Source organism: Zavarzinella formosa DSM 19928 (genome assembly GCF_000255705.1).
In the GTDB taxonomy this organism is placed as follows: Bacteria; Planctomycetota; Planctomycetia; order Gemmatales; family Gemmataceae; genus Zavarzinella; species Zavarzinella formosa.
Window position 1 is genome coordinate 1,141,026 of record NZ_JH636440.1, and the last position, 399, is coordinate 1,141,424.

Sequence of the window (399 nt, forward strand, 5' to 3'; positions counted from 1 at the left end):
GAGCGGTGGGGGTGGCTCTCACACTCGGGAAGTCACCCCCACCGCTCACGCAGTGGGGCTCTTGGCCAGCGTAGAGAAAGGAGCATTCAACCCCGGTTGAATGCGTGATCCGCTCGCATCTTCCTTAAATCCCTCTCACGCCCTCCATTCATTCCAATTGTTCACCAACCTTTAACCATGCGAAGAGCATACTGTGGTGGTCGGCCGGACAGATTGGCGCCGGAGTGTGCCGGCAATGTCTGACTCTCCCCGACTCATAGGAGACCACCATGCGACGATTGATGTGTTTGATGAGCCTCGGCCTGGCGATGAGCGTCGCCACCACCGGGATGGCCCAGTTCCCCGGCGGCCTCGGCGGCCCCCGTGGTCCCGGCGGCCCTGGTGGCCCGCCGTCCTCCC